Annotated in this window: 4 protein-coding genes; 1 reads left to right on the top strand and 3 read right to left on the bottom strand. The window is 38.6% G+C overall.

Translation table 11 applies throughout. From position 1 onward, the window contains the following. Positions 1–81: 81 nt before the first annotated feature. Both pta and HMPREF0027_RS05425 read right to left on the bottom strand, forming a co-directional pair. Positions 82–2220 (bottom strand): phosphate acetyltransferase, encoded by a 2139-nt coding sequence (pta, locus tag HMPREF0027_RS05430; protein ID WP_005622845.1) that lies wholly within the window; start codon positions 2218–2220, stop codon positions 82–84. A 54-nt stretch (positions 2221–2274) separates the two neighbouring features. Beyond that, the gene (locus HMPREF0027_RS05425) at positions 2275–3483 is read right to left on the bottom strand and encodes an acetate kinase (protein WP_044024301.1); all 1209 of its coding nucleotides are present in this window, start codon (positions 3481–3483) and stop codon (positions 2275–2277) included. Positions 3484–3791: 308 nt separating this feature from the next. Here HMPREF0027_RS05425 and cpdB point away from each other — a divergent pair, with 308 nt between their 5' ends. Beyond that, positions 3792–5774, top strand: coding sequence for a 2',3'-cyclic-nucleotide 2'-phosphodiesterase (gene cpdB / locus HMPREF0027_RS05420; RefSeq protein WP_005622842.1), 1983 nt, complete (start codon positions 3792–3794; stop codon positions 5772–5774). An 83-nt stretch (positions 5775–5857) separates the two neighbouring features. On the opposite strand, the gene HMPREF0027_RS05415 is transcribed toward cpdB, so the two are convergent. Next, positions 5858–7336 (bottom strand): nicotinate phosphoribosyltransferase, encoded by a 1479-nt coding sequence (locus tag HMPREF0027_RS05415; RefSeq protein ID WP_044024300.1) that lies wholly within the window; start codon positions 7334–7336, stop codon positions 5858–5860. Positions 7337–7716 lie beyond the last annotated feature (380 nt).

Below are 7716 nucleotides of genomic sequence, written 5' to 3'. Positions count from 1 at the left end.
GGGGGGCAGATCATTCAGCGCTTTTTTCTTTATATATAAAAAATGCCCTCAAACGAGGGCATTTTGCTTTAAAAGGATTAATTAACCTTGAGTTGCTTGAATCGCAGTTAATGCGATTGTATATACGATATCGTCAACTAACGCACCACGAGAAAGGTCATTAACCGGTTTACGCATACCTTGAAGCATTGGGCCGATAGACACTAAATCTGCAGAACGTTGTACCGCTTTATATGTCGTATTACCGGTATTTAAGTCTGGGAATACGAATACCGTTGCTTTACCGGCTACCGGAGAGTTAGGCGCTTTAGAACGAGCTACATCTTCCATTACCGCCGCATCATATTGTAACGGACCATCGATAATTAAATCAGGACGTTTTTCTTGTGCGATACGAGTCGCTTCTTTCACTTTCTCTACGTCTGCACCAGAACCTGATGTACCTGTTGAGTAAGAAATCATTGCAACACGTGGGTCAATACCGAATGCTTTCGCTGATTCTGCAGATTGAATCGCAATTTCAGCTAATTGTTCAGCTGTCGGATCTGGGTTTACCGCACAGTCACCGTACACAAGCACTTGGTCTGGTAATAACATGAAGAAGATTGAAGAAACAATTGAACTACCCGGTGCAGTTTTGATGATTTGCATCGGCGGACGAATTGTATTTGCTGTGGTATGTACCGCACCAGATACTAAACCGTCAACTTCACCGGCTTCTAACATCATCGTACCAAGTACTACGGTATCTGTTAATTGCTCACGCGCAACAACTTCTGTCATACCTTTGTTTTTACGTAACTCAACTAAACGAGCAACATAGTTTTCGCGTACTTCTTCAGGATTGATGATTGTGATACCTTTACCTAATACCACACCTTGAGATTCCGCTACACGTCGAACATCAGTAGGATTTGCTAAAAGTACACATTCTGCGATACCACGTTCAGCACATAATGCCGCCGCTTTCACGGTACGAGGTTCATCACCTTCAGGTAATACGATGCGTTTTTTCGCTTGACGCGCATATTCAGTTAATTGATAACGGAACGCTGCTGGAGATAAACGACGAGCACGAGTTGCCGCTTTAGATACTTCATCAACGAAACCAGCCTTGAATTGGCTTGCAACATATTCTTTGATTGAAGTAATACGTTCTTTATCATCTACTGGCACTTCTAAGCTAAAGCTTTGTAAGCTAAGCGCTGTTTGCCATGTGTTACCTTCTACACGGAATACCGGTACACCAGATTCAAATGCTTGTTGGCAAAGTTTTGCGATTGGTGTTTCAATTTTATAACCACCGGTTAATAAGATTGCACCGATTTCAACACCATTCATTACCGCTAAAGAAGCTGCTACTAAAACTTCTGGACGATCCGCAGAAGTTACTAATAAGCTACCTGCTTTGAAATGATCAACCATATGTGGAAGGCTACGAGCACAGAACGTTACGCCACGGATACGACGAGATTGGATGTCACCTTCATTGATAATTGCAGCGTGTAAGTGTTTCGCTAAATCAATCGCACGAGTCGCAATTAAATCCGATTTCCATTCAACGCAAGCAAGTAATTTGATTGGACTTTTCGCAAATAATGCTTCCACTTCAGCAACATTTTGTGTGCTATGTTGGAATGAATCGAAAATTTCCGTTAAGTCCGAGCGAGTACGGCCAGATTCATCAACCGGTGCATTAAATTTATTGATGATCACACCTAATAAGTTAGGGTTGTGACGACCACCGAATTCTGAAGCAGCCGCTTCAATGCGTTCTTTTAATTGTGCCGGTTTATCTGAACCTGGTGCCGCAACTAAGATGATTTCCGCATCTAACGCTTGAGCAATATCATAGTTTACGCTGTTTGCGTATGAGTTTTTACGTGTTGGAATTAGACCTTCAACAACGATAACTTCATTATTTTTTGATAACTGTTGGTGACGCTCAACCACTTTTTCTAATAAAACATCACTTTGGTTTTGACCAATTAACGCTTCCGCTTCGCTTAGCATAAATGGTTCGCCCACTTCTGTGGTTTGTGCAGCTTTAATGATAGAAGTAGAGCGGTCTAAAGTATCTTCACCGGTAATCGGTTGTGCGATAGGTTTTAAAAAGCCAACTTTTGTGCCTTTTTGCTCTAATGCATGAACTAAACCAAGGCTAACACTTGTTAAACCCACGCCGGTTGTGGTTGGAATAAGAATAATCGTTCTAGACATATTTAATCCGTTTATGTGAAGTAGGAAAAGGGCAGAATTGTCTGCCCCTTGGAATTATAATGCTAATTTAGCTGTATCTTGTGCAATCACTAATTCTTCGTTTGTAGGGATTACTACTGCTTTGAATGCTGAGTCATCAGCAGTAATTGTACCTGATTTACCGAAGCGTGCCGCTAAGTTACGTTCGTTATCTAATTTGATACCGAATAATTTTAAGTGATTTAAGGTTAATTCACGTACGTGACCTGAGTTTTCACCGATACCGCCAGTAAATGCGATAGCGTCTAAGTGAGAATCACCTAAGATTGCCATATATGCACCGATATATTTTGCTAAACGGTAGCTGTATACGCCTAATGCACGTTTTGCTTCCGGTTTTGATGCATCGTCATAGTTATCTTCTGCATAACGACAGTCGCTAGTTACTTCTGTTAAACCTAAAAGACCTGATTTTTTCACTAATGTATCTTCGATTTGCTCCATTGACATACCTAAGTTTTTGTATAGGTAGAAAATGATTGCAGGATCGATATCACCTGAACGAGTACCCATCACTAAACCTTCTAATGGTGTTAAGCCCATTGAAGTATCGATACATTTACCGTTACGAACAACAGATACAGAACCACCGTTACCTAAGTGACAAATAATCGCGTTTGTTTGATCTAGCGGTTTACCTGCTAATTCAGCAACTTGTGATGTGATGAATAGGTGGCTAGTACCGTGCGCACCATAACGACGAATAGCATTTTCTTTATATAGTTTGTATGGAAGTGCGTATAAGAATGCTTCTTCCGGCATTGTTTGGTGGAAAGCCGTGTCGAATACGGCAACATTTTTCTCTTTTAATTCAGGGAAAATACGGAACGCTTCTTGAATACCGATTAAGTGAGCCGGATTGTGAAGTGGTGCGAATTGAATTGCGTTTTCGATGCCTTTAACTACATCGTCATTTATAACTACAGATGAAGTAAATTGCTCACCACCGTGAACGATACGATGACCGATAGCACCAATGCTTGCTTTTAATTCTTCCGATAATAATTCATTTGCAATGAATGTTAATGCTTCGCTATGTGCGGCACCCGCACCTAAATCTACATTGCCTTTTTCGCCGTTTAATTTCCATTTGATACGGGCGTCTTCTAAATGAAATGCTTCTGCTAAACCAGATAATTTTTCATCACCTGTTTTAGGATCTAAGATAGCAAATTTTAGAGAAGAGCTACCACAGTTAAGGATAAGGATTAAGTTTTTAGACATGTCAAACACCTTTTTTTCTTTGTTTATGAAAGGATTGATAAATTGACACACAGTGGCGTGTGTACGTCTTTATAAGAATACACTTTTCGGCACATAAAATAAATTCCTATTCCAAAATAATAGTGAAAAACTGCTTAAAATTTGATTCGAGCCAGCGTTTTATTTCAAATTAAAGTACAAATTCTGAATAAAGGACCAATTTTTATTTGCACTCGATCACGAAATAGGAAAAAAGCGCTAGAGCATAAGCGGTTATTTTCTTACAATAATTTGCAATTTTTTATGTCAAACAAGGAGGAGTGTTTCTTATGCTAAATAGAAGACGTTTTATTCAATTAGGTGCAAGCGCAATGCTTGTGTTAGGCACACAACGTTTTGCATTTGCAGCTGGTGGGGCAAGTAATAGTGCGGATTTACGTATTATTGCAACAACTGATATTCATAGTTTTTTAACCGACTTTGACTATTATAAAGACGCACCAACCGAAAAATTCGGTTTTACTCGTACGGCAAGTTTAATTGAACAAGCTCGTAAAGAAGTGAAAAATAGTGTGTTGGTGGATAACGGTGACTTAATCCAAGGTAACCCAATCGCCGATTACCAAGCAGCGGTGGGTTCAAAAGAAGGAAAAGCAGATCCGGCTATTAAGGCACTTAATGCAATGAAATATGAAGTCGGTACGCTCGGTAACCACGAATTTAACTATGGTTTAAGCTACTTAGATAACGTGATTAAACAAGCGCAGTTCCCGATCGTGAATGCTAATATTGTAAAACCAGGTACAGACGAACCCTTCTTCCAGCCTTACTTTATTCAAGAAAAAGCTATCGTTGATGCAAACGGCAAACCTCAAACATTAAAAATCGGTTATATCGGCTTTGTTCCACCACAAGTTATGGTTTGGGATAAAGCAAATCTTGAAGGCAAAGTTGAAGCACGTGATATTGTCAAAACTGCCGAAAAATATGTACCAATTGTTAAAGCGAAGGGTGCTGATGTGATTATCGCATTAGCACACACAGGCCCTTCTGATGAACCATATAAAGAAGGGGCAGAAAACTGTGCATTCTACCTTGCTGATGTGAAAGGCATTGATGCGGTTATTTTTGGTCACTCGCACCGCTTATTCCCAAATAAAGAATTTGAAAAATCACCGAATGCCGATATTGCAAAAGGTACAATGAAAGGTGTTCCTGAAAGTATGGCCGGCTATTGGGGTAATAACCTCAGCGTGGTTGATTTAAGTTTAGTGGAGCAGAACGGTAAATGGGCAGTTGTAGATGGAAAAGCGGCACTGCGCCCGATCTATGACGCTGAAAAGAAAAAAGCAACGATTGAAAATCATCCGGAAATTACAGCATTACTTAAAGAAGCGCACGAAGCAACCCGTAAATTTGTATCACAACCAATCGGTAAGGCCACAGATAATATGTATAGTTACTTAGCGTTAGTGCAAGATGATCCAACGATCCAAATTGTAAATCAAGCGCAAAAAGCTTATGTTGAAAATGTGGTTGTTAAAAGCTTACCGGAGCTTGCCGGATTACCTGTATTAAGTGCTGGCGCGCCATTTAAAGCAGGCGGTCGTAAAAATGACCCAACAGGCTTTACCGAAGTGGATAAAGGTCAATTAACTTTCCGTAATGCGGCGGATTTATATCTCTATCCAAATACTTTAGTGGTAGTAAAAGCGACAGGGGCAGAATTAAAAGAATGGTTAGAATGTAGTGCCGGTATGTTCAAACAAATTGATCCGGCTAGCTCACAACCTCAAAGTTTATTAGATTGGACCGGTTTCCGTACTTATAACTTTGACGTAATTGATGGAGTAGAGTACCAATTTGATATTACTCAATCGGCGCGTTACGATGGTGAATGCAAATTAATCAATGAAAATTCGCACCGTGTGGTTAACTTAACCTTCAAAGGTAAACCGGTTGATCCGAAGCAAGAGTTCTTAATTGCGACCAACAATTACCGTGCATACGGCGGTAAATTCCCAGGTACTGGTGATAGCCATATTGTCTTTGCTGCACCTGATGAGAATCGTCAGATTTTAGCAAATTACATTTCGGCAGAAAGTAAAGCAAACGGTCATGTTGTACCAACGGCAGACAAGAACTGGCGCATTGCACCAATTAATGCAAAAGCTAAATTAGATGTTCGTTTTGAAACTTCTCCAACCGAAAAAGCAGCAGCATTTATTAAAGAAAAAGCGCAATATCCAATGACATTGGTAGGTACTGATGACGTAGGTTTTGCAGTATATCAAGTGGATTTAACTAAATAATTTTAGTTATTCTTGAACCCGCACGGAATATACGAATTACACAAAAATTTCTTGAGCGTAATTTGTGTATTCCGTGTTTTTATTTATAGCTGAGCGTTAATATTATCTCTAATTTGATCAAAACTAATGTGTTTCACTAATTTGCCATTCTCAAAAACCAGTTCTAACATATCATCAGCAAAATCATCCGTTGCCGTTAATCCATCAATATAATGTTCAAATGAGAGTACCTTCACCCGACCTTTTTGCGATTTCTTCAAACCATCATCCGTTTTTGGATTTTTAAAAATCGCTTTCTCAGTACCATTAATTGTAATTGAAGTTGCTTTTACCGCAAAACCAAGCGTATCTCGCGTATTGCGCTGATAAGTCTGTGCCCCAACACCAAACACAATATTACTTGAAGCAAAGCCTTTTTGCTCAAGCCCTTCCAACACGGATAGCATTTTATCGTAAGTCACACCATCACCGTAAATAGCGCCAATATGAGGGTCTAAAACTTTATAGCCCTTGGTATTAATTGTTCCACTAAAAATATCCCATAAGCATTCAATTAAACCTTTACGTTCATGCTCATTACAAGCGGTCGAATTTCCGCAAAGAATTGCAAAAAAATCACCGCTATCAGGACGAATAACGACCTTAGCATGCGCAGAGCGAGCCATAATTTCATCTTTTAGCAATGGCAAGTTAACACTAATGTTATGCCAAAAATCGGTCGTATCCGCCACGATTGATAACATACTATCTGGAAATTTCTGCATTAAATAGCGGAAAGTAGGTAGCTCATCCACACCATGCGCACTCATAACCGAATGTTCAGAAGCGGGTATAGAAGTGCCAATTAAGTTCTGTGATCCATAATAACTGCTGATAAATGAAATCGCTGGGATAGTGTCCGTACCTAAAAAACTGGTTAAATGACCGGCTCCGGACATCTCAGCGGATTCTAACGAACTCATTCCTCGCATTGAAAAGTCATGCGATTGAAATGGAATATGAGCTTTATTATCACAGGTTTTCTCTGCAAATTTAGCCAGAGCAGAGCGATAAGCAAATGCAATTGATGCAGACGTCATAGGCTGCCATAAACAGACATTAATCAGCGTTTCTAAATAGTTGGTTACCCAAAAGAAATCCGGATGTGTATTTTCAATCGTCATTACCGGCACTTTAATTGCAACCGATTTTCCTTCCGGAATCGCCTTGATACGAATAGGTAAATAGCCTAATTGATGCAATTGCGCAATATGTTCACCGGAATCCTTAATCTGTAGTGTTTGAGCAATAAATTGCGAATATTCTGATACCACATCGGATTCTGGACGATTAAAAAAGTTATCATTAAAATAATGAATTAGATATTTACTAATAAATGCCTGAAATCCGAATGAAACAACTCGGTCTAAATAAGGTGCTTGCTTATTGCTACGAGGGGTAAAAGTACTATACAAGATTTGCGTATTTTCAGGATATTGTATCCGATGGGAGGTCTTATAAAAGTCGCATAATAAGGATGGCATTGCACTCGATCTTTGATATTTGTTTAATAAACTACACATAATACTACCTTAATCTATTTTAAACTAAAATAAAGTCTATCATATGCAACAAACAATGACAAATCTGTAATATATATTAACCAATATTTACTTAGTAATCTTAGTTGCAAAATTTACTTAGTAATCTTAGTTGCAAAATTTACTTAGTAATCTTAGTTGCAAAATTTACTTAGTAATCTTAGTTGCAAAATTTACTTAGTAATCTTAGTTGCAAAATTTACTTAGTAATCTTAGTTGCAAATTTCTGTACAAATTTGTACCGCTTATAGCTTATAGATAGCATTAAAATTAAAAAGAATAACGCCAGATATGCTATCAAAGTTACAATCATTTTACTTCGCATAATGTAGATTATGTTAAATAGAAAATTATTTTATATA

The organism is Actinobacillus ureae ATCC 25976 (assembly GCF_000188255.1).
Classification (GTDB): domain Bacteria; phylum Pseudomonadota; class Gammaproteobacteria; order Enterobacterales; family Pasteurellaceae; genus Actinobacillus; species Actinobacillus ureae.
Note: the sequence above shows the minus strand (reverse complement) of the source record. Positions and strands in the feature narration are given on the sequence as shown.

Excerpts from the sequence above, each read along its gene's own strand:
- pta (WP_005622845.1), bottom strand. The coding sequence starts at position 2,220 with ATGTCTAGAACGATTATTCTTATTCCAACCACAACCGGCGTGGGTTTA.
- HMPREF0027_RS05425 (WP_044024301.1), bottom strand. The coding sequence starts at position 3,483 with ATGTCTAAAAACTTAATCCTTATCCTTAACTGTGGTAGCTCTTCTCTA.
- cpdB (WP_005622842.1), top strand. The coding sequence starts at position 3,792 with ATGCTAAATAGAAGACGTTTTATTCAATTAGGTGCAAGCGCAATGCTT.
- HMPREF0027_RS05415 (WP_044024300.1), bottom strand. The coding sequence starts at position 7,336 with ATGTGTAGTTTATTAAACAAATATCAAAGATCGAGTGCAATGCCATCC.